Here is a 22,281-nt window from a genome sequence, read left to right on the forward strand (position 1 = left end):
GCCAGACCGCAATTCGCATCGCCGATGACCTCACGATGAACTGGATGGGAGCGTCTTCATTTGGTCTCCCGCGCCGGGCTGGGAACCGTTCTGCGATCCAGCTTTGCGAAGAGGCTGCGGCAATCGAAATACACGGGCACGCAGATAAAAACAAGGTAAGAGACGACAGTCGAGGCGGTCACGCCTTCGACGCCCCAATGTTGCACCCACTGCCAAGAGAGAAGGAGGTTCGAGCATGTCGCGACGCTGGCGTAAATGACTTGCGTGCGAAGATGTGAGGCTGCGGCGAAGAGGCATGCGAAGCTGTTCGCATAGGCGTAGATCAGGCACCAGGCGGCCATCCATCCGATCAGCGTCGTGGAGGGTTCGACGTTCGTCCCCGCCCACCAGACGATGAATGGCTTAGCGATGCAGGCCAACAACGCCGCTGCGATGGCGGCGAATGACAATCCGAGAAACAGGTTGGCGCGCAGCGTCTTTTTTACCCATGCGATGTCGCCGAGAGTGATCGCTTCATTGTAGGCGGTCCACAAATAGGCGGACGCGATCGTCTGGGGAAGCGACACATAGCTGAACAGGCTGTAGCTCACGCTGTATTGCGGCACGTGGGATGCGCCGAGGAAATGTCCGATAAAAAAATAGTCGGATTGGAATGTGACGAGCGCCATCGCGCGCAAAGCAAAAAATTGGAGACCGACATCGGTGATCGCGCGCATCTTGTGAAGATCGACGCTGCGCCAGCTCGGTGCGAGCTTTGGCTTGTGGATGGCGAACAGCCAGCATGCGCTCGCGAGGCTGACGAGCAATCCGCTTCCATAGACTGAGCAGATCAGCAACGGAAGCCCGCCCTGTGACTGCGTGACGACAAGCAGAGCGACGAGGCCGAGGACGCTCGCCAGCATCGCCCAATAATTGGCGAGACGCCCTTCTTGGAAAGCGTTGTAAATTTTGACCGTCACTGATAGCGGCGATTGCGCGAACACAATGACGAGCAGGACTGCAGCCGCAGTTCCGACCTCCGCGCGAGCGCCGGGGCTCGTGACGCCGAACAGCGCGCTCCAATCGAAATAGGGCCACAGGAACACGCCGAGCAACCCGAAGGCGAGGGACGTCAGGCACAAGAGCAACACGCCATTGCTGACATGTGTTCGCGCGAGGTCGAACCGTTTTTCGCTCACGGCGCTGGTCAACGCGTTTGTCAGTCCGTTCGACAGGCCGAAATCGGTCATGTTGAGCCAAGCCAGCAGCGAGCCGAGCATGACCCAGGCGCCATATCGTTCGGGTCCGAGATAGCGGATCGTCAGCGGAATCGAGACGAAGGCTATCACCACTCCGAGAACGCGATTTCCGAAGCCGCTTGCGACTCCTTGCAGCACTCCGAATAAGCGGCGTCGCCGCAGGTCCTCCGAGCTGATTCGGGTGAACAGCATGCGGAACGCGGAGCCGAGCGTTGAACCGATGGTGGCGCGCGAACTCGGTTCGGATCGAGAGTTGATGGAGTTGATGTCCGTTACCTCGATTTAAGTAAGGTGAGCGATTTCGGCCGCACGAAAGCGAACATACAAAGCTGGGGAAATATTTAACGGAGGACGGTGGTCGTGAGTGCGACCCTCACGATGCTTTCAACATGCTTTCCACAGTGCTGGGCGATGGGTGATGTCCTCTCTGCACGAATAGATTGACGCGAAGCGGCACAAAAATATCCGCGAGTTCAATCGGAACATCGTCGAAGGCAGAACGAAAGCGCTCGGCGACGAAAAAGGCGTTCGCGCCTGTGCCGATGTTGCAGCAAACCAGTTTGTAAGCATACTTCGACAGGATATCGTTCATACTTTGCAGAGATGCGCCGTGATAATCGCTTCCATCCCACACGTGTTTGGAGTCGTAAGAAATGCTCCAACGAATCGGCGGAGGGAATTTGCCATTGTATTCGACGATCACAACGGCAGGCAAAATCCCGTGTGAAAGAATGTTATCGATGAAATATATATCATTGCCGTCTAAATCGAGTGATAATAAATCGATAGACGCACAATTCAAGCTTTTCATGCCATCATCTATCGTCGAAATGAGATTGTCTTTTGTTATAAAAGCACGACGAAACGCCAGGCGGCTTGGATTTGCTCCATGGTTGAACGCTAGCTCCTCGCCTCCGATCCAGACCCCCTTCCAGCCGGAAGCGAGAAGGATCAGGGTATTATTTTCCAAGCCGTTCCCCACTCCGAGTTCGACAAATACGCCATTTCCTAGTTCGATTCGTCTCAATATTTCGAGGGTGATTCCGTCCTCATCCGATTGGGAGAAATATTTCGCCCCGAAGCGATTGAGCGGATTTTTGCTGCTGGCGATCAAGCGATCGATCTCGGCGCCGAGTGCGAAATCGTGACCCGATTCGACGATACGCCTTACCTTATCGAACTCGCTCGAGATCGGATTCAAAAGTAAATGTCGGCCGGCCCGGAGCGCAGAACGTAATTTCGTCTGCATTAGTGAGTCCTTTTCCTGTTACTGAAGGGCGAGTGTTTGAATGATCGCGCAGTTTTTAATGCCAGTCGGACGACGTTGCAGCAGACGCGCATTGGAACCGCGTCGCATTGCAAACTTGGGGTCTATAGCGACTTTTGTGTTGGTCGCTCCTCTAACCGGTCCTGCATGTGGAGCTGCGGACCGACGCCGCCCCGCATGAAGGTGGGCCGCCCGCCGAGTATGGTTCGAAGGGCCCAACGCCGCGCTTCACGGTGATCAGCCGGAATTTGGTTGTTGATGCCGCAAGCGATTAAAAACAGCCAATAGAGTGGCCACGACAGCGCATACACATTAAAAAATGCAATGTTGATGAGGGACATGAAGAGAAGGGAGTTGGTTTTGTTGCGACAGATATATCCAACGACTATCGCGTAGGCCGCCAGACCTGCCAATCCAAAATCGTAAAAATATGCACCACCAAGGCTTTTTGAATCCATTAAACCTCCTTCCGCTTCGAGCAAAGTGTAGACCACTTCAGACATGTTGACAGACTGTGTGTATGACTGGTAGTCACCAACTCCGATGAGATAGTTTATGAATGTCAAATTATTTTGTTCGTCGATCCAGGTCAGCGGGACGGCTCTCGCAAATATAGAAATGTCTTGATCCGCAAGAAATTTGAGATCTCTCGTATCTGTCGTCGCGATGATCACAATCGGAAGTGTGATAAATGATAACCCGTATATCATTAGATAAATCAATTTCATGCTACATCGATCACGCAGCGTCAAGGCAAGTGCGCTCATAACAAGCCAGCAATAGCCCACGACAACGGTTCTAGAGTTGACGAGAAGCAACACGGTGATAAGCAAATAAGCTCCATAATAGCCCAACAATACGGGCCGTCCTTGCACAAAGCGCCGGTAGCCAGCCGCGGCCAGAACAAGTGTGCCTAGATAGGCAGGCTCTGGGGTAAATCCAGGAACACGTGGTAGAAATTTCAACAGCCCTTCCGGCAGCGTGTAGTGCCAAAGGGCGCGATTCCACGTCGTGACGGGAAATGTCGCAACGAACGTATCTGTCAGTAGTCCCGCCATTTGGACGACTGCCAAGAAAATATTTAGAATAAGGCCAAACTGGAACCCGGTGAAGAATCTCTCGAACTCTTTCTCTGCCATACTCGCATTGCAGCATAATACAAATATTATATATATAATATATCTAGAAATAGATGAGATATTAGACCAAACGAAGAACTTTAGTAGTATCAGTAAAAGAAACACGCTGAGTGCAATATATTCAGGCCGAATAGGGTGTCTCTTCGAAAGGAGTGGCGCTCCGATGATTCCTAGCCAGATTAGTGAAAAATTCACCCCGACGTAAACCTGATTGAAGATGAGCAGGGTGGAAAATGCGCCCATAAAAATAAAATAAGTGTCGGTGATACGGCGCGTCGCTGGTCGATCCGCAAAAGCGACAACATGAGAGTTCATCGATTGCCTCGTTGCACGAGCGGGTTGGACGCCGCAGAGTCTGAAGCGCTTGCCCAGGCTTGCCCGCGCGAGGATCGGCGTCGCTAATCTTCGCCGACCGAGCCCCGGGGCGCTACAGCATCAACGGGCCCCTGAGCCTCGCTCCGGCGTTTCGCTTCCGCGGCGGCTCGATGGCCGTATGCGTAATTTTTCAATCGCGTGACGCCGTCGCGTGTGCTTCCGCGGGACCACAGAAAATCGCCGATCACACGGCTGATCACACGCATTGCCGCGCGATCTCGATTCATCGCGGAGATGAAAAATTTCGAGACGACGATAGCGACGCCCAGAGGCAGCAGTGCGCGGTGAAATTCCTGCAGAAATCGCAGAAGATTGAGATTGTAGCAATAGATGGACAGGTCGCTCGAACGCGTGCGTGAGCTGGTCCCGATCGATGCGCCCTCTTTGTGAAAGACGAGGGAGTCGCGCGCCCAGGCATGTTTGAAGCTTCGGCGCGCCCTGCGCGACCAATTCAACTCCTCGAAATAGAGGAAATATGACTCCTCCATCGGCCCAACGTCTTCCAGGAAGCGACGTGACGTCAACATGGATGCGCCCACCACGTAATCCATCTTTGCTTCGACGAGCTCGGTCGAAGGCAGTTGTCGCAGCGAGCCGCCTGCGCCGAGATTTGTTCCCCCTCCGCGCGCGGGATGGAACACGCCGCCGAAGCTCTGGATCGTATCGGGAGAGTCGTAATAGAGAAGAGTCGAGCCACAGACGCCGATTCGTTCGTCTCTGGCCGAGCGCGCCAGCAGCGCGGCGAGCGCGCGCCGATCGACGATCGTGTCATTGTTCAGCAGCCAGACATGTGTGCACGTCGCTTCCGACAGCGCAAGGCGAATACCGAGATTGCACGCCGCGGCAAAGCCCGTGTTGTCGGCGACGCGGACAATTGTCACCAACGCATTCGATGCAAGCTCCACGACCTCGTTCGCCATGCAGACAGATAAGGTAGGTTCGCGCAGGCGCTCGGAGGCCGTTCGTCGCCAAGCGAGGCTCGTCGTGTCGACATGCTGCTCGCCGTGGGCCCAGCGAATGAGCGTTTCGACGCCAGAGTCGCTGCTCTCATTGTCCACGACGACGATATTGAAGGAAGGGCCAGAAAGCCGCATCAGCGACTCGAGGCATTCGATCGTGTCGTGATATCCGCGCCAGTTGACGAGCACGATTGTGATCATTTGTGAATCAGCGGTGGCGAATGAATTTGAGCTTCATGAACAGCATCGCCCATTGCGCGAAGGACTCGCTGATGAAGCCTTTCGCGGCAAAATGTTTGATCGTGGCGACATGAGCCGACAGGAGTTTCTCGACATTTCCGGAAAGGCCGTTCCCTCTGATGTGCGGCTCCTCGCGAACAGAAAGGGCGCGTTGAAGCTTCCAGAGCTCGAAGCCGCCGAACACGAGCTCACCCCATAATCGATAGTCTTCCGACAGAAAGATCGATTCGTCGAAGATGACGGGCATCGCCCCTTTGCGGAACACCACGGTCGAAGGGGCGAATTGCGAGGTCGAAATCAAAATATCCAGGATATTCATTCGGTAGAGCGGTCTGCTAAAACGAATTTGGTCGTTTATTGTGCGTTTCGAAAGGCCGCAAACAATGTTATTGTGGCCAATAAAGTCGATCGCCCGCTCGTTCATGACATGCAGACACTGCTCGAGCTTGTCGTCGATCCAATAGTCATCGGCATCGAGAAACGCGACATAATTGCCGCGCGCCGCTTTGGTTCCAGTGTTGCGAGCGGCGGAGGGACCCTTATTGCGGTCATGATGTAGCAAGCGAGCGGCTTTGAACTCCGCGACGATCGACGCTGCCAATGCAGCTTGGGCGTCACTGGATGCGTCGTCGACGATGAGGATTTCCAGCGCGGGACGGGTCTGCTTTGTCACGGATGTCAGCGCACGTTCGAGCGTGGTCGCGGAGTTGTAGAAAGGAATGACGACGGAAACGGTGAGCGCCGCTTCATCGTCGAATGGTCGAGTTGCGCAATTGGTCATCGAAATATCACCGGGTCGAACGAATCGAGGTCGAGCCGGCCTCCTGCAAAATCGACAGTTGCGTGGTGTCGCGCTCGCGCGCGAGAGCGCTTTCCGATCGAACGGAATCGTTCGATCGATCAGAATTCGCTCGAACAAAAGAACTCTAGCGCGTTATCCGATCCAATCGGATCGGATAACGCGCTAATGCTCGGCTTCGAGCGTCGCGTAGTTGGCGTTTGCGACGCCCTCTGCTCCCTCGTCGAAAAGCAACCGCTCGAAAGCCGGGAGAATGCGTGTCGCGCTCAATTTTTCGGCTAATGCGAGTCCTCGCGCGACTTCCGCCGACAGATCGCGGGAGCGTGCTTCAAGGATCGACTGCGCCAGCGCGTCATCGTCGCCGGGCGGCGACAGCAGCGCGATATCCGTCAAGAGGTTGGCGAGCTCGGTGCCGGACGCCGCGGTCGCGATGATCGGCCGGCCGCTCGCCAGCATTCCGCCGAGCTTCGACGGCAATACGAGGTCGGCTGCGCTCGGATGCTGTGGGAGAACATGAAGATCCGCCATCGCGAGAAGCTCGCTGAATCGCTCTGTTGTTTGAAGCGGCAGGAACGCGAGATTTGTGAGATCGGAGAACCGCTCCGTCAGGTCTGCCAGCGCTGGTCCTTCCCCTGCGACGACGAAGCGGATCGAGCGATGCTCGACGAGGCGCCTCGCCGCTTTGAGCAGGATGTCGAGGGACTGCTTGACGCCGATGTGCCCGGCATAAAGAATGACGAAATCAGCTCGCGAAAAGCCCAACTGCGTGCGGAACGCATTCGGCGCGCTTCTCGGTCGCGGCGTGATCGCTTCGAGATCGACCCAATTGCGAAGGACGACGACCTGCTCGGACGTGAGGCCCTTGGCCAGCAAGGCGTCGCGCATCTTGTGCGAGATCGCGATAATTCTCGTGAAGCCCCGAAGCAGACGCGTCTCCAGCGCTTTGCCGATGCTTCGGAGTGCGCCGCCGCGAATATGGCCGAGCTCGAAAGCGGCATCGACTTCGAGATCCTGCACATGCAGAATGCAACGCGCCCCGACACATTGACCCGCGAGGAGAGCGATAGGCGCCGAGAGCAGCGTCGGCTCCACGCATAAGACGACGTCCGGTCGCAGGCGCAAAATCCGCCAGGCGACAATGGGAGCGGAGGTTGCCGCAAAACTGAGAGGCGCGATGAGACGCCAGGTGCCACTCGCGCCTTTTTTCACGATCATCGGGCAACGCGTCAGCCTTATCGCGCCGAGCATTTCTCTTCGATAGGCGTCGCGGCGATAGGGCGCGCGCACGAACCACCCAGGATAGTGCGGCGGCGTGGTGACGACTTCGACAATGTGCCCTTGCGCTTCGAGGTATAGCGCGAGCTGCGTGGTGTATTTCGCGCAGCCGATGAGCTCGGGCGCAAAGTTGATCGCTTGGATCAATATCTTTTTCGTGTGGCTCGATCGAGGCCTGCCCGCTCGCGCAGGGAAGGCGGCAAGCTCCTCCTGCCTTGGGCTGTTCGTCGCCGGCGGATGATGGGATCGAGTCGACATCGCTCACACCATGAGTTGGTGAAAGAAGCCAGAGCGCAACATCACTCGAACGCAAAGCGACGGGGTGTCTCAATGTGGTCGTCAGCGTTCGGAGCTCCACCGAGGCTTGTCGGCTGCCTGGTTCGATCCGCGAAGTAGAGCGACGCGTTTGCGAGGCTGGGTCACCCTGTTGCGGTGCTTGCCGCCGACGCGGTCTCCACGCTACCGCCGTCCGGGTGCAGCGTGGCGGCCCCGAGCTTCGGCAATGTCGTCGATCGCAGTTCTTCGAACCGTCTCGACGGTCGCTTTGATTACGCGTGACGCGCGAGTCGGCTCAGGGTTGGCGACCTCAGGGTCGAAATTCGCGATGCGGTTTCACAAAGGGAGCTCGCAGCGCCCGGGTGAAAGGGTCGAAGCCGCCTTCCAGTCGCGCGGCTTGCGATCGTGAGACGCGAGCGGCCGATGCTGTTCGGCGGGCTGATCGCGCGATCGAGAGCAGGCTTTCGGTTCCGCCCGCTACGGGCGAGGCGCGCCTGCTGCCGCTCACTGAAGCGGGCCCTCTTGCGAGGTCCTCGGAAGCGCAAGCGATCGAACCATGCACGCTCTCGACTCCATTGATGCAACGAGTCGACTCTCTCTCAACATTCATCAGATCAATCAACACCGGAAAATCCCGTATTCGTAGGCGCATGCGCATCGACCGCGGGGCTTGGGTTCGTTACCGATCCAGTGTCTCTCTCCGTGAGACGATGCGATTGGCTCGTTGCAATTTGCGGGGGAAAAGGCTTCGACGCGCCGTGCGTCACGCTCGTATTCGATGAGGAAATCGCTTTTGACATCGTCAAGCCGTCTGCTATCATCCGCGCGACATTTACGGTAAACGGCGCTCCTTACGCTTCGGCGCAGCGAAGAGCGCGTGACCGATGTGCGATCGGCGGTGAAAGTTTTTACGACGTCTTCTGTCGACGTCTCAGCCAGGGCCCTCGCGTAGAGCCATTAAAAATCTAGATCGTGGCGCTTTTTTTTGTTTCCAAACGTCTATCGAATTGCTTCGTTTGTCGATCTCAAACTGCAAGGCGGTCGATGCCCCCTATGGAACTCACTCATCTCCAGCGGCTCGAGGCCGAGAGCATCTACATAATGAGAGAGGTCGTCAGCGAAGCCGATCGGCCGGTCATTCTCTATTCGATCGGCAAGGACAGCGCAGTGATGCTGCATCTAGCGTGCAAGGCGTTCTATCCTTCGCCGCCGCCGATGCCGTTGCTCCACGTCGATACGACCTGGAAGTTTCGTGCGATGTATGAATTTCGTGACCGCGTCGCGCGTGAATCCGGAATGGAGCTCATCGTTCATCATAATCCGGAGGCGATGGCGCAGGGGATCAATCCATTCGATCACGGCGCTCTGCATACCGATCTGTGGAAGACCGAAGGCCTCAAGCAGGCGTTGGACAAGTTCGGATTTGACGTCGCCTTCGGCGGCGCGCGTCGTGACGAGGAGAAGAGCCGGGCCAAGGAGCGCATTTTTTCGTTCCGGTCCGCCGATCATCGATGGGATCCGCGCAATCAACGTCCCGAGCTTTGGGATCTCTACAATGTCAGAAAGCGCAAGGGGGAGAGCATTCGGGTGTTTCCGCTGTCCAATTGGACCGAGCTCGATGTCTGGCTCTACATCCATCTTGAAAATGTCCCGGTCGTGCCGCTCTATTTTGCGGAGCGGCGCCCGACTGTGAAACGGGCTGGATCGATTCTGATGGTCGACGACGATCGCTTTCGTCTCCAGCCGGACGAGACGCCGCTGCAGCGTTCAGTTCGCTTTCGTACTCTTGGTTGCTACCCTTTGACGGGAGCGGTCGAAAGCGTGGCGACGACGCCGCGAGAGGTGATCCAGGAAATGCTGTCGACCAAGACTTCCGAGCGCTGCGGGCGTGCGATCGATCGTGACCATGGCGCATCGATGGAGAGGAAGAAGCAGGAAGGCTATTTCTGATGCGACACGAAGCATTGGCTCCGGACTGCTTCGGAGACGAGGCGGTGATGGTCGACCCTTTGGATCGTCAGATTTTGCGGCATCAGCGCAAGGGATTGTTGCGTTTCATCGTCTGCGGTTCGGTGGACGACGGAAAGTCCACCCTCATAGGGCGTTTGCTCTGCGACGCGAAAATGATTCTCGAGGACGAGCTCGCGGCGGTCGCTGAAGGCTGTGCGCGCAACACTTCGGGCGAGCGCGAGATCGATTTCTCGAAGCTTGTCGACGGACTGGCCGCGGAGCGGGAGCAAGGCATTACGATCGATGTCGCCTATCGGTTTTTCACGACGGGGGAACGCAAATACATCGTCGTGGACGCGCCGGGGCACGAGCAGTACACGCGCAATATGATCACGGGGGCGTCGAAGGCCGAGCTCGCGGTGATCTTGATCGACGCGCGCAAGGGCGTGCTTCGCCAGACGCGGCGACACGCCTATCTTTGCCGCCTTGTCGGCATTCGACATTTCGTGCTGGCGGTCAACAAGATGGATTTGATCGGCTATGACGAGGCGCGCTTCCGGCTGATCGTGGAGGAGTTCGGCGCCTTCGCCGAGCGCGTGGGGATCGTCGATGTGCGAGCGATACCCGTGTCGGGTCTGCGAGGAGACAATCTATTCGGCGCGCGTTCGGCTAATATGGGCTGGTACGATGGTCCGAGCCTCATGGATCATCTCGAGAGCGTCGAAGTGGATGCGACATCCGACCAGGCGAAGCCCTTTCGAATGTCTGTTCAATGGGTGAATCGAGCGAATGCGGATTTTAGGGGCTTTGCCGGGCTGATATCGAGCGGAGTGGTCCGCCGCGGCGACTCTGTGCGCGTTCTGCCCTCGGGGAAGATGTCGAAGGTCGAGCGGATCGTGCTCGCCACATCGGATCTCGATTGCGCCGTCGCTGGGCAGTCGGTGACGCTGACCTTGACGGATGAGGTCGATTGCGGCCGCGGCGACGTGATCGCCATTGCTGATGATCCGCCCGAGGTCGCAGATCAATTCGAAGCGACGATCGTCTGGATGTCCGAAAGCGCGCTGCTGCCGGGGCGAGCCTATTGGTTGAAGCTCGGCGCGCAAGCCGTGACCGCAAAGGCGCAGGGCCTCAAATATCAGGTGAATGTCGACACATTGGAGCATGTTGCGGCCAAGACGCTGCAGTTGAATGCGATCGGGCTGGCGACGCTCTCTACCGATCGTCCCCTGGTGTTCGAGCCCTATGCGAAGGACCGGAGCCTCGGCGGCTTCATCGTGATCGACAAGCAGAGCAATGCGACCGTTGGGGCGGGGATGTTGAATTTCGCGCTTCGCCGCAGCCAGAATATTCACTGGCAGGCGACAGCGCTGCAACGGGATGACCGCGCGCAGCTGATGAACCAGAAGCCGGCCGTGCTGTGGTTCACGGGCCTGTCGGGGGCCGGAAAATCCACGATCGCGAATTTGGTCGAGCTGAAGCTGCGGCGGATGAATCGTCACACATTTCTGCTCGATGGGGACAATGTTCGCCATGGCTTGAACAAGGATCTCGGCTTCACCGACGCCGATCGCGTCGAGAACATTCGTCGCGTCGGCGAGGTTGCGCGCCTGATGACGGATGCCGGATTGATCGTCATCGCCGCTTTCATCTCTCCGTTTCAGGCCGAGCGCGACATGGTGCGAAGGCTGATGGCGCCGGGCGAGTTCCACGAAATTTTCGTCGACACGCCTCTGGCCGCCGCGGAAACTCGGGACGTCAAGGGACTCTATAAGAAAGCGAGAGCCGGCCAGCTGAAGAACTTCACCGGCGTCGACAGTCCTTACGAGGCTCCGAATGATCCTGAACTACGGATCGACACGACGAAATTATCTCCGGAGGAGGCGGCCGATCTCGTGATCCAGCTGCTGATTCCATGAGTGGCGACGGAAGGCCTCGGCGCCGGCCATCGTCGATGCATAGCGCAGAATTGCGGCGTCGGGGGAGCGCGGTCGCGCCATCTTCGAAGAGCGCAGCGAAATGACCGACCCTCTTTATTCGGTGGCGGCGCTGATTGTCGGCGTCATCGTCGGTCTGACCGGCGTGGGCGGCGGCGCGTTGATGACGCCGCTGCTCGTCTTGGCGTTCGGCGTCGCTCCGACGACGGCCGTCGGCACGGATCTGCTGTGCGCGGCGATCACGAAGAGCAGCGGGACGCTGGTGCATGTGTGCAACGGCACTGTGGATTGGCGGATCACTCGTCGGCTTGCTTGCGGGTCCGTGCCCGCGACGCTTGTCACTCTCGCCGCTCTGTCGTGGTTTGCTGGAAGGACCGGCGACGCTTCCAATAGCGTGGTCACAGGAGCGCTGGGCTTCGCTCTCGTCTTGACCGCCGTTGCGCTGCTGCTGCGCGGCCGCATCGTCGATTATCTCATTGGCCGCGCGAATGGCCTCGGCGATCGTCAAATCATGATGGTGACTGTTTTGCTCGGCGCGGTCCTCGGCGCGCTCGTGTCGATCTCATCCGTCGGCGCCGGGGCGGTGGGAATGGTTGTGCTTTTGTCGCTCTATCCGCAGGCGCCGGCGGCGCGTCTCGTCGGCTCCGATATCGCCCATGCGGTTCCGTTGACGCTGTTGGCGGGGGGTGGACATTGGTTGATCGGCGGCGTCGATTGGTCTCTGCTGGGCGCTCTGCTGATCGGGTCGATTCCCGGCGTCGCGGTCGGGAGCTTTCTGGCGCCGCGCGTGCCAGATCGCCATTTGCGCTCGGCGCTGGCGACGGTGATGGCGGTCGTCGGCGTGCGGCTGTCGATCTAGCCGCGCGCGTCACGGGATCTCGCGCAGCGTGGTTTCGCAATGGCTTGTCGTTCGCCCGCGATGCGATATCTTCGGTCGTCGCGTTCATTCGGCGCGAAAGGAGCGACGATGCGCATCGGCTTGTTCTGCACTTATGAAAATCCGACCGGGGATTATGGGCGCTGCTTCGACGTGCAGACGCGGCTCATTCGTCACGCGGAGGCGATCGGATGCGAAGAGGCTTGGATCGCCGAGCATCATTTCGACGATGACGCGGTCAGCCCCTCTATACTGGCGATGCTCGCGCATCTCGCGGGCGTCACCACTCGCATCAGGCTCGGCTCGGCGGCCGTGTTGCTCGCCTTTCGGAATCCGATTCAAGTCGCCGAGGATGTCGCCACGATCGATGTTCTTTCGCACGGCCGCTTCGATTTCGGCGTCGCAAAGGGCGGACCGTTCCCGGCTCAGAATGAGCATTTTCACGTCGCGTCGGACGAGACGCGCGACCGCGCCTTGGAGTCGCTGGAATTGATTTTGCGCTTGTTCGCGGAGGAGCGTGTCACTTTCTCCGGGCGCTATTACGAGGTTCGGGATCTGACGCTCTGTCCCAAGCCCGTGCAAGAGCCGCTCCCGGTCTGGCTCGCGACCTCGACTCCGGACGCGATCGTTCATGCGGCGCGTCATGGCTTCGGCATAATGTCGGCATCGCTGTCGCCCGTGGCGAAAGTGGCCGAGGCGGCGGCGGCCTATCGAGCCGCGGCGCCGGGCGGGGACCCGCGCCTCGCTCTGGCGCGCTTCTACTATGTGGCGAGGACGCGCGAGGAGGCGCTCGCCGAAGCGCTTCCCTTCATCACCCGTTTCGCCGACCGCATGCGCGGGATTTTTCTCGCGCAGAATCGCGCCGCAGCGTTTGATCCTGCAGACATCATCGATCGCTCGCTGATCGGTTCTCATGATGACGTTGCCGAGAAGATCATCGACATTCAGCGGCGTGTGGCGCCGCGCTCGCTGCTGCTGAAGCCGGCGACGGCGGATGAGGGCCGCGCGATGCAGGCGCTCGAGGATTATGTGAGTGAGCTGCTTCCGCGGATCGAGGGGGAAGCGCAAGGCGCGGGAGCCTGAGCGTTCCTCTGTCCGTGAGCGTCGACATTCGCTGCTAGAACCTTGTCCAATCGAATTGAATCGGACAACGCTCTAGAGAACGGACGACGGGGCGCGGCGTTCTCGAAGCTCCTTCGCCTTCGCGAAGGCGGCCTTTCCTGCGGCTTCCATAGCCTGCGTCATCCGAGTGAACATGCTCTCGATCATGGTCGTCGCCGCGCGCGGCGCCGTCTCCGGTTCGCCGGCGGAGAAGGGTGGTTCTGGCGCATATTGCGCGAGCAGCTGCACGCCTGTGGCATAGGTGCTGTCGCCCAGCTGGCCGACAAGCGTGAGCGAAAAATCAAGGCCGGCGGTCACGCGTTCTGCGATTATGCGATTGCGATCTTGCACCACGCGTCCGTCCGCCGGAATGGCGCCGAAGATCGGCAGCAGCGGCTTCGTCACTCAATGCGATGTGGGGCGATAGCCGTCGAGGAGACCCGCCGAGCCGAGCAGCATCGAGCCGGCGCAGTCGGACGCTCGTGCCGATCGTCGATTTTGTCGTCTTCATTGCGGAGCTGGTTCCCGGCTGGGGGATTTCTGCCGAAGCGAAGCAATCCTTCAGCCATGGGGCGGCCCCTGGATTGCTTCGTCGCTACGCTCCTCGCAATGACGACGTCCCGATCGTTGCGAATTGCAGAAGCCTCGAATGTTTTCGGCGGACGTTTGAACTGACAATGTAACGCCAGCTCCAGCGCCCGGGTCGCAGCGCGACGACGCGCGGAATTGGCTTCTTGCCTGCTCGTAATCAGCGACCATACGGCGGTTGACGCCGAGCAATCAGGCCTTTCTGACGAACTCGGACTTCAGATAGATCGCGCCGACGCCATCGATCTTGCAGGAGATGTTGTGGCCATCCACTGCATCGGCGACCAAGCGAATATTCTTGACCTTGGCGCCGCTTTTAACCGTCGATGACGACCCCTTGACCTTCAAATCCTTTATCAGCGTCACCGTGTCGCCATTCGCCAGCGGATTTCCATTGGCGTCGATCACTGCGTCGTCTTGCGCTGCACCTTCGGGCGTGGCTTCGGTTTCGCTCCATTCATGCGCGCATTCCGGACAGGTCCACAGGGCGCCGTCCTGATAAGCATATTCCGAACCGCATTTGGGGCACTTCATGCTATCCATTTCCTCTGTCGTGAAGGGCGACGGGCCCTTCCTACCCTATTGCGGCGAAAACGGAACCTGCAGTCTCTCTCGAATGGGCCGGCGGAGAAGCCGCCATTTGAATCCCCTCGGCCTCGGGAGTAAACCACTCCCCACCGGCCCCCGGCGCGCCTTCCCGCGCCGCGCCCACATCGGAGCCACCCTTGTCCCATTCCGTCACCGAGGCCATAGAGGCGATCGGGCGCGGCGAGATCGTCGTCGTCACCGATGACGACGATCGCGAAAACGAGGGCGACCTCATCGTCGCCGCCTCGCTCTGCACGCCCGAAAAAATGGCCTTCATCATCCGCCATTGCTGCGGCATCGTCTGCGCGCCTTTGACCCTCGAGGAGGCGCGGCGGCTGCATCTCGCGCCCATGGTCGCCGCCAATGACGCGCCGCTCGGCACCGCCTTCACCGTCTCGGTGGACGCCCGCCACGGCCTCACCACCGGCATATCGGCGGAGCAGCGCTGCAACACGGTGCGGGCGCTCGCCAATGGCAATATGGGCCCGCATGATTTCGTGCGGCCGGGCCATGTGTTCCCGCTCATCGCCAAGGAGGGCGGGGTGCTGATGCGTTCCGGCCATACCGAGGCCGCCGTCGATCTCTGCCGCCTCGCCGGCCTGCCGCCGGTCGGCGTCATCTGCGAGCTGGCCAATGACGACGGCACGGTGATGGCCGGCAGGCAGATCGTCGAATTCGCCGCCGCCCACGGCCTGAAGCTGGTCTCGACCGCCGATCTCATCGCGTTTCGCCAGGCGCGCGAAAAGCTGGTCGAGCGGGTGGCGAGCTTTCCGGTCAAGACTTTTGCGGGCGAGGCGACCTGCTACGCTTATGTCAGCGCCTTCGATCCGGTGCAGCATTTCGCTTTCGTCGTGGGCCAGATCGGCGACGGCAAGGACGTGCCGGCGCGCCTCCATCGCGCTGACATCCTCGCCGATGTGTTCGGCGGCGCCGACGCCATTCGCCGCACGCTGGAGCGATTCGCGGCGGAGGGGCGCGGCGTGCTGGTCTATCTGCGCGACGGCGCAGCCGGCGTGCCGGTCAATCCGGCCGGCTCCTCGGACAAGAGTTCCGAGGAGGCGCGCACGGCGCAATGGCTGGACGTCGGCCTCGGCGCGCAGATTTTGAAGGACCTCGGCGTCGGCTCGATCAGGTTGCGTACGTCGAAGCCCAAGCCGCGGACTTATGTGGGGCTTTCGGGCTTCGGCATAGAGATCGTGGCGGTGGAGCCGCTGGAGTAGGGAGCTCCCTTTCCCCACAAGTAAGGGCGGCTCCTTTCTCCCGCTCGCGGGACAAGGTGGCCCTCGCATCAGCGAGGGTCGGATGAGGGCGCCTCCGATGCGCTCGGTTCGACAAAACAGCCTCTCCGGCGCAGGCCCTCATCCGACCCGGCTACGCCGGGCCTCTCCCTTCTCCCGCCCTGCGCGCCCTGCGGGAGAAGGGAGAGGCCCATCATCGCTGGTCTCCCGCCTCCACAACATATCGCGGTCCCATTGTTGCTTTCGCCGCTATTTTGTGGCGCTCTCGATCCATGAAATTCCAGCGGCTGCGACTCCTCGGCTTCAAGAGCTTCTGCGAATCGACCGATTTCCTGATCGAGCCGGGCCTCACCGGCGTCGTCGGGCCGAATGGCTGCGGCAAGTCCAATCTCGTCGAGGCCCTGCGCTGGGTCATGGGCGAGAATTCCTACAAGAACATGCGCGGCTCGGGGATGGACGACGTCATCTTCTCGGGCGGCGGCTCGCGGGCGGCGCGCAATGTCGCCGAGGTCGGCCTCGTTCTCGACAATAGCGACCGCGCCGCGCCCGCCGCCTTCAACGACGCCGAGACGCTCGAGGTCACCCGCCGTATCGAGCGCGAATCGGGTTCCACCTATCGCGTCAACGGCCGTGAGGTGCGCGCCAAGGACGTGCAATTGCTGTTCGCCGACGCCTCTACCGGCGCCCGCTCGCCGGCGCTGGTGCGCCAGGGGCAGATCGGCGAGATCATCTCCGCCAAGCCGCAGGCGCGCCGCCGCATATTGGAGGAGGCCGCCGGCGTCGCCGGCCTGCATTCGCGCCGCCACGAGGCCGAGCTGCGCCTCACCGCCGCCTCGGAAAATCTCACCCGGCTCGAGGATGTGCTGAAGCAGGTCGACGGCCAGACCGACAGCCTGCGCCGCCAGGCGCGGCAGGCGCAGCGCTATCGCGCCGTCGCCGCGCAAATCCGCCAGAACGAGGCTCTCATCGCTTTCATCGCGCATCGCCAGGCCAGCGAGCAGCTCGGCGCCGCCGAGCGGAGGCTGGAAGAGGACACGAAGCTCGTCGCGGAGCGCACATTGCAGCAGGCTGAGACGGCGCGCGCGCAGGCGATCGCCGCCCATGAGCTGCCGAAGCTGCGCGACAAGGAGGCCGAGGCCGGCGCCGCGCTGCATCGGCTGATCGTCGCGCGCGACGCGCTGGACGGCGAGGAGAAGCGCGCCAAGGAGCGCATCGCCGAGCTGGCGCGCCACGCCGAGCAGTTCGCCCGCGATCTCGCGCGCGAGCGTTCGCTGATCGACGACGCCGCCGAAGTGGCGCAGCGGCTCGAGGAGGAGCGTGGCGAGCTGGCCGAAGCGGACGAGATCGGGTCCTTGCAGGAGGAGGAGGCGCGCGCGCGCCTCGCCGAGCTCGAGGCGGCGCTGGCGCAGACCGAGGCCGAGCTCTCCGACGCGCAGCAGTCGCTCGCCGGCGTCAACGCCAAGCGCGCCGCGCTCGAAGCCTCGCTGCGCGACGAGACGCAGCGCGTCGCCCGTTTCGAGGCGGAGCTGACCCGCGTCGAGACCGAATTCGCGCTGATCGCCGGGCAGGGCGGGGCGATCGAGGAGGTCGAGCGCCTCGCCGAAGGGCTCGAGATGGCGATGGACGCCGCCCATGAGGCCGACGAGGCGGCGCGTCGGGCCGAGGAGGCGACCGCCGAGGCGAGAACGGCCGAAGCCGCCTCGCGCGCCCCGCTCGCCGAGGCGGAAAAGCGCGCCGGGCGGCTGGAGACCGAGGCGCGCACGCTGGAAAAGCTGCTCGAGGGCGGCGGCGGCGACCTCTGGGCGCCTGTGGTGGAGAGCGTCGAGGTCGAGAAGGGCTATGAGACCGCACTCGGCGCCGCGCTCGGCGACGATCTCGACGCCTCGATCGAGCCCTCCGCCCCCGCCCATTGGGCGCTCACCGCCGCCGCCGGCGATCCGGCGCTGCCGCCCGGCGTGCGCCCGCTCGCCGAAATGGTGCGCGCGCCGCCGGCGCTGGCCCGCCGCCTCGCTCAGATCGGCGTCGTGCTGCGCGGGGAGGGGGCCTCGCTGCGGGCGCTGCTGAAGCCCGGCCAGCGGCTCGTCTCCAAGGAGGGCGATCTCTGGCGCTGGGACGGCTTCACCCAGGCGGCCGAGGCGCCGACGCCGGCCGCCCGCCGCCTCGCCGAGAAGAACCGTCTCTCCGATCTGCGCAAGGAGGCCGCCGCCGCCAGGGCCGTCGCCGACGCGCTCGCCGAAGAGGCGGAGGCGACGCAGGAGCAGGTGCGCGCCGCGGCGCTGATGGAGAGCGAGGCGCGCGAGGCGCAGCGCCGCGCCCGCGCCGATGTCGAGGAGGCGCGCGAGCGCCATGTCGCTGCCGAGCGCCGGCTCGGCCAGATCGCCCAGCGTCTTTCGGCGCTGCAGGAGGCAAAGACCCAGATCGTCGCCAATCGCGACGAAGCCGTGCAGAAGCGCGAGACGGCCTCGCGGGCGCTGGACGAGCTGGACGAGCCCGCCTCGCTCGCCGGCGCCGTCGAGCATGTGCGCGCCCGCGCCACGGCCGAGCGCGCCCAGGCCGGCGAAGCGCGCGCCATGCTGACGTCGCTGCGCCATCAGGCCGAGACGCGCGCCTCGCGCAAGGCGGCGATCATGCGCGAAAGCGCCTCCTGGATGGAGCGTCGCGACCGCTCCGGCGACCGCATTGCGGAGCTGGAGCAGCGGCTCGAGGATGCGCGCGAGGAGCAGCAGCGGCTCGCCGACGCGCCCGAGACCTTTGTGCTGCAGCGCCGCTCGCTGCTCTCCGGCATCGCCGATGCCGAGGCCGCGCGCGTCGCCGCGACCGAGGCGCGCGTCGCCGGCGAGGCGGCGCTGGCCGAGGCCGACCGCGCCGCCCGCGTGGCGCTCGAGGCGATGAGCGCCGCGCGCGAGGCCAAGGCGCGCAGCGAGGCGGAGCTCGACGCCGCCCGCCGCCGCGCCGCCGATGTCGAGCACACGATCGCCATGGAGCTGGAGAGCGCGCCGCAGGCGCTCGCCGAGCTCGCCGGCGTCGCGCCCGACTCGCCGTTGCCGGCCATCCCCGAGGTGGAGAAGCGGCTCGAGGGGCTGAAGGCCGATCGCGAACGGCTCGGCGCCGTCAACCTGCGCGCCGAGGACGAGCTCGCCGAGGTCGAGGCGCAGCGCGACAAGATGATGGCCGAGCGCGAGGACTTGGCCGAAGCGATCAAGAAATTGCGCGGCGCCATAGCGAGCCTCAACAAGGAGGGCCGCGAGCGCCTTCTCGCCGCCTTCGACAAGGTGAACGCGCATTTCAAGGAGCTGTTCACCATTTTGTTCGGCGGCGGCACGGCGGAATTGCAGCTCGTCGAGAGCGACGATCCGTTGGAGGCCGGGCTCGACATTCTGGCGCGCCCGCCCGGCAAGAAGCCGCAGACGATGACGCTGCTGTCCGGCGGCGAGCAGGCGCTGACGGCGATGTCGCTGATCTTCGCGGTGTTCCTCACCAATCCGTCGCCGATCTGCGTGCTCGACGAGGTCGACGCGCCGCTCGACGACTATAATGTCGAGCGCTTCTGCGACCTGCTCGACGACATGCGCAAAAAGACCGACACGCGCTTCATCGCCATCACCCACAACCCCATCACCATGGCGCGCATGGATCGTCTGTTCGGCGTGACCCAGGCCGAGCGCGGCATATCGCAGATCGTCTCGGTCGATCTCGAGCAGGCCGAGAAATTCGCGCAGGCGAGCTGAGGCTATCCTCGAGAGGCGCGCAGCGACGAAGCGATGACGGGCTCGCCGAATGGCGAAGCCGCCTTAATTCTTCATTGCGGCGGCGGTTCGAGCAGGCCGCAGCTCTCGAGGAACAGGCCATGACGAATTTCGCACAACCGACATGCCTCGCCGTTCTCGTCGCTCTCTGCGCGCAGATCGGCGCCGATTCCGCTTCCGCCAAAACGCGCGCGCGCCGCTGCGTCTGCCCGGAGAAGACGGTGGAGAAGACGGAGACCGAGCAGCCCTGCGAGACCCGCACGGTTTATCGCCGCGTGGTCGAGCGCCGCACCGTCTATGTCGAGCCGGCCGCGGTAGTGGCCGCGCCTGTCTATGTCGGCTATCCCGGCTATGCCTATGGCGCCGGCTATTACGGCAGCTATGGCTATCCCTATGGCTACGCCTATGGCGGATCGGGGATCGTCGACGCCGGCTTCGGCGCCTATGGGATCGGCTGGGGCGGCTGGGGCTGGTAATTTTTCCCGCGCGCATCGGACGAAGACCACGGCGCCGACCGCCTCCCCGCGTGCGGGGAGAGGTGAGGTGAGGGGCCCGGGCGGGCTCGCGCGGGGCTCCCTATTTCGCCGCCGTCGGCGTCTTCCACGGGTCGGAGAAGCGCGGCGAGGCGACGACGCGCTCGTCGGTCAGCGTGTTCAGGAAGGCGAGGAGATCGGCCTTCTCCTGCGGCGTCAGATCGATCCTCACGATCAGCCCGCTCTTCAGCGCGCTGGCGCGGCCGTCGCCCGCATGCGGCCCGCTCGCTATGTTGCGTCCGCCTTCGGAATAAATGTCGATCACCTCTTGAAGCGTCGCCACGCTGCCGTCATGCATATAGGGCGCGGTCAACGCGATGTTGCGCAGGCTCGGCGCGCGGAACTTGCCCATGTCGTCCGGATCGCCGGTGATGTCGAAGAGCCCGTGATTGGGCGCGGGATAAGCGCCCTTTCCGTCGATGTCATAGAGCCCGGTGTTGTGGAACGGCAGCTCCGGCTCGCGCGTCCTCGCATGCACGAATTGATCGTCGAGGCCGACGCTGCCATGGCAGTGATGACATTCCGCCTTCTCGCCGAAATAAAGATCATGTCCGCGCTGCTCGGCCTCGGTGAGCTGCGCCTCGCCCTGCAGATAATGATCATAGCGGCTGTCGAAGGAATAGACGCCGCGCTGGAACGCCGAGATCGCCGCGATGATCGTCGCGAAGGAAATGGGCTCGCTCATTTCGGGAAAGGCCGCGGCGAACCATTGGCGATAATCGGCGTCGGCGCGAAAGCGCGCGACGATCTCCGCCTTATTGGCGTCGCTCGCGCCCATCTCGATCGGATCGGCGCCGAACAGCGGATTGAGCATCTGCCGCTCCAGCGTCACCAGCGCCGGATTGGCCCAGGTGAGCGTGCCATGCCAGCCGGAATAAGCGATCGACGGCGCATTGCGCGGCGTCTTCTCGCCGGTCGAGCCGACCGAGACGATGCGCCCATCGGTGAAGGCGCGCTCCTGCAAATGGCAGGAGGCGCAAGCGATCGTCTGATTGCCGGAGAGGCGCTTGTCGTAGAACAGGCGTCGGCCGAGCTGAAACTTCTCCTCCGACATCGCATTGTCGGCGGGAACGCGCGGCGGCGGAATATATTTGGGGAGATCCCAACTCCACTCCGCCGCTGTCGCGGGCGTCGCGGCGAGCGCCGCGACGAGAACGAGGAAGCGCGCGCGCGTCATTGCTTCGCGCCCGCGATTTTCGCCGTCTCGGCGGCGCCGACGGAGAAGATCGGCGAGACGCCGGGCCGTGTCGGTCTGCCGGCGTCATTCGCGCCCGGCGCGCTGTCGCCGAGATTGAGGCCGAGAGCGGCGAAGACCGCGGGACAATCGGGATCGTCCAACGCCGCCATGCAGCCGACCGCGCCGCCTCTGTCGACGCTGATGTCGCTGCCTTCGAGCAGCTTCGTCAGATCGAGCTCGACGCGCTGCGTCTTCGCGTCGAAACGATCGAGCCTGACGGGAAAGCGATTCTCATGCGCGCAGGAGACGATCTCGCCGCTCGCCGGATTGCCCTTGCAGCCGGTGGAGCCGAGATGCACCATCCAGGTGCGCGACTTCGAGCCGTCGGGCTTGATGACCGGCGCCGGCGGAATCACTTCTATCGTGACGAATCTGCGTCCGGCCTGCCAGTTCCACGCCATTCCGGAAATGTCGAGCGGCGCCGGCGCGGTCTCGACATTGGAATGGTTGATCGAGACGCTCTTGCCGTCGACCATGCTCTCGACCGGCGCGCCGACCGAGAATTCGAGCCCGACATAGGCGCCCTGCGGCGCGACGCCGGTGACGACATTGTTCTTGGCCGGATTGCCCGGCGTGCAGGCGGCGTTGCCGCCGCGCGCATCCTTGAAGTCGATGAGCGCGACATCGGCATATTGCCATTCGTTCTGCGTCAAAGCGATCGGCGTGCGCTCGCCCTTGGCGTCGATCAGCGCGAAGCCATAGACATAGAGCCGCGCCTCATGCAGCTTGCCGGAAAGATGGCCGCTGCCGAGATCGGCGAGCGGCGCCCCGCAGCCGACCTCCTTGCCCCCCGCCATCAGAGCGAAGGAAATGGCGACCGGCTGTGTCTTGCCGCTGGCCGCGAGCGCCGCGCCGGCGACGGCTGTCAGAAGGCCGACAGCCCACGCCGATCGATGAATTATCCGCAATAGCCCCATC

The 22,281-nt window shown here is 62.3% G+C and carries 17 protein-coding genes; 7 read left to right on the forward strand and 10 right to left on the reverse strand.

Annotated elements, in window-relative coordinates; all coding sequences use genetic code 11:
- Nucleotides 1-56: 56 nt before the first annotated feature.
- The 6 genes from CQW49_RS18090 to CQW49_RS18115 all read right to left on the reverse strand — a co-directional run bounded on the left by CQW49_RS18090 (nt 57) and on the right by CQW49_RS18115 (nt 7,550).
- The gene (locus CQW49_RS18090) at nt 57-1,331 is read right to left on the reverse strand and encodes a lipopolysaccharide biosynthesis protein (RefSeq protein WP_244441282.1); all 1,275 of its coding nucleotides are present in this window, start codon (nt 1,329-1,331) and stop codon (nt 57-59) included.
- Between the two features lie 280 nt (nt 1,332-1,611).
- Entirely contained in the window at nt 1,612-2,487 is an 876-nt protein-coding gene (locus tag CQW49_RS18095; RefSeq protein WP_003610227.1) for a hypothetical protein, read from the reverse strand.
- A gap of 122 nt (nt 2,488-2,609) precedes the next feature.
- Nucleotides 2,610-3,959 carry a hypothetical protein gene (locus CQW49_RS18100; protein ID WP_003610225.1) on the reverse strand — a complete coding sequence of 450 codons (1,350 nt, stop codon included), beginning with the start codon at nt 3,957-3,959 and terminating at the stop codon, nt 2,610-2,612.
- Nucleotides 3,960-4,042: 83 nt separating this feature from the next.
- On the reverse strand, nt 4,043-4,939 hold the full coding sequence (locus tag CQW49_RS18105; RefSeq protein WP_162150806.1) for a glycosyltransferase: 897 nt from the start codon (nt 4,937-4,939) through the stop codon (nt 4,043-4,045).
- 247 nt (nt 4,940-5,186) lie between these two features.
- Nucleotides 5,187-5,999 carry a glycosyltransferase family 2 protein gene (locus CQW49_RS18110; RefSeq protein WP_003610219.1) on the reverse strand — a complete coding sequence of 271 codons (813 nt, stop codon included), beginning with the start codon at nt 5,997-5,999 and terminating at the stop codon, nt 5,187-5,189.
- Nucleotides 6,000-6,182: 183 nt separating this feature from the next.
- Nucleotides 6,183-7,550 (reverse strand): WcaI family glycosyltransferase, encoded by a 1,368-nt coding sequence (locus CQW49_RS18115; RefSeq protein WP_024749530.1) that lies wholly within the window; start codon nt 7,548-7,550, stop codon nt 6,183-6,185.
- A gap of 1,062 nt (nt 7,551-8,612) precedes the next feature.
- On the opposite strand from CQW49_RS18115, the gene cysD reads away from it, so the two are divergent.
- From cysD to CQW49_RS18135, 4 genes are all read left to right on the forward strand, one after another.
- Complete coding sequence (cysD, locus tag CQW49_RS18120; RefSeq protein WP_003610215.1) at nt 8,613-9,518, forward strand: sulfate adenylyltransferase subunit CysD; 906 nt, start codon at nt 8,613-8,615, stop codon at nt 9,516-9,518.
- A gap of 47 nt (nt 9,519-9,565) precedes the next feature.
- Nucleotides 9,566-11,437 (forward strand): adenylyl-sulfate kinase, encoded by a 1,872-nt coding sequence (gene cysC / locus CQW49_RS18125; RefSeq protein ID WP_197507826.1) that lies wholly within the window; start codon nt 9,566-9,568, stop codon nt 11,435-11,437.
- Between the two features lie 100 nt (nt 11,438-11,537).
- Nucleotides 11,538-12,314: a sulfite exporter TauE/SafE family protein gene (locus CQW49_RS18130; RefSeq protein WP_003610212.1), complete on the forward strand. Its 777-nt coding sequence runs from the start codon at nt 11,538-11,540 to the stop codon at nt 12,312-12,314.
- 108 nt (nt 12,315-12,422) lie between these two features.
- The gene (locus CQW49_RS18135; protein ID WP_003610210.1) at nt 12,423-13,415 is read left to right on the forward strand and encodes an LLM class flavin-dependent oxidoreductase; all 993 of its coding nucleotides are present in this window, start codon (nt 12,423-12,425) and stop codon (nt 13,413-13,415) included.
- 72 nt (nt 13,416-13,487) lie between these two features.
- On the opposite strand, the gene CQW49_RS18140 is transcribed toward CQW49_RS18135, so the two are convergent.
- Nucleotides 13,488-13,838: a type 1 glutamine amidotransferase family protein gene (locus CQW49_RS18140; protein WP_003610209.1), complete on the reverse strand. Its 351-nt coding sequence runs from the start codon at nt 13,836-13,838 to the stop codon at nt 13,488-13,490.
- Nucleotides 13,839-14,213: 375 nt separating this feature from the next.
- On the reverse strand, nt 14,214-14,555 hold the full coding sequence (locus CQW49_RS18145; protein WP_003610208.1) for a zinc ribbon domain-containing protein YjdM: 342 nt from the start codon (nt 14,553-14,555) through the stop codon (nt 14,214-14,216).
- Nucleotides 14,556-14,746: 191 nt separating this feature from the next.
- On the opposite strand from CQW49_RS18145, the gene ribB reads away from it, so the two are divergent.
- The 3 genes from ribB (at nt 14,747) to CQW49_RS18160 (ending at nt 20,069) form a co-directional block, all read left to right on the forward strand.
- Nucleotides 14,747-15,829, forward strand: coding sequence for a 3,4-dihydroxy-2-butanone-4-phosphate synthase (ribB, locus tag CQW49_RS18150; RefSeq protein ID WP_003610206.1), 1,083 nt, complete (start codon nt 14,747-14,749; stop codon nt 15,827-15,829).
- 290 nt (nt 15,830-16,119) lie between these two features.
- On the forward strand, nt 16,120-19,575 hold the full coding sequence (gene smc / locus CQW49_RS18155; RefSeq protein ID WP_099831823.1) for a chromosome segregation protein SMC: 3,456 nt from the start codon (nt 16,120-16,122) through the stop codon (nt 19,573-19,575).
- 119 nt (nt 19,576-19,694) lie between these two features.
- Nucleotides 19,695-20,069 carry a hypothetical protein gene (locus tag CQW49_RS18160; protein ID WP_003616122.1) on the forward strand — a complete coding sequence of 125 codons (375 nt, stop codon included), beginning with the start codon at nt 19,695-19,697 and terminating at the stop codon, nt 20,067-20,069.
- 100 nt (nt 20,070-20,169) lie between these two features.
- Here CQW49_RS18160 and CQW49_RS18165 read toward each other — a convergent pair whose 3' ends face one another.
- Both CQW49_RS18165 and CQW49_RS18170 read right to left on the reverse strand, forming a co-directional pair.
- Nucleotides 20,170-21,303: a methanobactin export MATE transporter MbnM gene (locus CQW49_RS18165; protein WP_024749524.1), complete on the reverse strand. Its 1,134-nt coding sequence runs from the start codon at nt 21,301-21,303 to the stop codon at nt 20,170-20,172.
- Complete coding sequence (locus CQW49_RS18170) at nt 21,300-22,280, reverse strand: MbnP family copper-binding protein (protein WP_051418650.1); 981 nt, start codon at nt 22,278-22,280, stop codon at nt 21,300-21,302. Before CQW49_RS18170 ends, CQW49_RS18165 begins: the two co-directional genes overlap by 4 nt.
- Nucleotide 22,281 lies beyond the last annotated feature (1 nt).

This window comes from Methylosinus trichosporium OB3b (genome assembly GCF_002752655.1).
Classification (GTDB): domain Bacteria; phylum Pseudomonadota; class Alphaproteobacteria; order Rhizobiales; family Beijerinckiaceae; genus Methylosinus; species Methylosinus trichosporium.

What these genes read in the sequence shown, in the direction of transcription:
- CQW49_RS18105 (WP_162150806.1), bottom strand. Translation starts at nt 4,939, where the DNA reads ATGGCGAACGAGGTCGTGGAGCTTGCATCGAATGCGTTGGTGACAATT.
- CQW49_RS18095 (WP_003610227.1), bottom strand. Translation starts at nt 2,487, where the DNA reads ATGCAGACGAAATTACGTTCTGCGCTCCGGGCCGGCCGACATTTACTT.
- CQW49_RS18145 (WP_003610208.1), bottom strand. Translation starts at nt 14,555, where the DNA reads ATGAAGTGCCCCAAATGCGGTTCGGAATATGCTTATCAGGACGGCGCC.
- CQW49_RS18115 (WP_024749530.1), bottom strand. Translation starts at nt 7,550, where the DNA reads ATGTCGACTCGATCCCATCATCCGCCGGCGACGAACAGCCCAAGGCAG.
- CQW49_RS18165 (WP_024749524.1), bottom strand. Translation starts at nt 21,303, where the DNA reads ATGACGCGCGCGCGCTTCCTCGTTCTCGTCGCGGCGCTCGCCGCGACG.
- CQW49_RS18110 (WP_003610219.1), bottom strand. Translation starts at nt 5,999, where the DNA reads ATGACCAATTGCGCAACTCGACCATTCGACGATGAAGCGGCGCTCACC.
- cysD (WP_003610215.1), top strand. Translation starts at nt 8,613, where the DNA reads ATGCCCCCTATGGAACTCACTCATCTCCAGCGGCTCGAGGCCGAGAGC.
- smc (WP_099831823.1), top strand. Translation starts at nt 16,120, where the DNA reads ATGAAATTCCAGCGGCTGCGACTCCTCGGCTTCAAGAGCTTCTGCGAA.
- cysC (WP_197507826.1), top strand. Translation starts at nt 9,566, where the DNA reads ATGGTCGACCCTTTGGATCGTCAGATTTTGCGGCATCAGCGCAAGGGA.
- CQW49_RS18130 (WP_003610212.1), top strand. Translation starts at nt 11,538, where the DNA reads ATGACCGACCCTCTTTATTCGGTGGCGGCGCTGATTGTCGGCGTCATC.
- CQW49_RS18160 (WP_003616122.1), top strand. Translation starts at nt 19,695, where the DNA reads ATGACGAATTTCGCACAACCGACATGCCTCGCCGTTCTCGTCGCTCTC.
- CQW49_RS18100 (WP_003610225.1), bottom strand. Translation starts at nt 3,959, where the DNA reads ATGAACTCTCATGTTGTCGCTTTTGCGGATCGACCAGCGACGCGCCGT.
- CQW49_RS18170 (WP_051418650.1), bottom strand. Translation starts at nt 22,280, where the DNA reads ATGGGGCTATTGCGGATAATTCATCGATCGGCGTGGGCTGTCGGCCTT.
- CQW49_RS18135 (WP_003610210.1), top strand. Translation starts at nt 12,423, where the DNA reads ATGCGCATCGGCTTGTTCTGCACTTATGAAAATCCGACCGGGGATTAT.